The sequence below is a fragment of the Corynebacterium sp. HMSC075D04 genome, from assembly GCF_001815635.1.
In the GTDB taxonomy this organism is placed as follows: domain Bacteria; phylum Actinomycetota; class Actinomycetes; order Mycobacteriales; family Mycobacteriaceae; genus Corynebacterium; species Corynebacterium coyleae.
On sequence record NZ_KV821363.1, the window covers coordinates 123475 to 123719 of the forward strand.

The window sequence follows — 245 nt, forward strand, 5'->3', positions numbered from 1 at the left end:
GGGTGGTGGACTGGTGTGTTCGTGGGGTTGAAACGCCCTGTTTTCGTGTCTTGAGGTCTGTTATGGCGTGCCTGGTCCTAAAACGGGGGTAATTTGCGGGGGTAAGCAGGTGGTGCGGATTGCTGAACAATCCGCACGTCACACCCATTTCGAGCCGTTTCCACGGTCGTTGAACAATCCTTCCGACCATTTCCGGGTCGTTTTGGAGTGTTGTTCCGGCATTTCCCCAGGTCGCGATCCGGCAG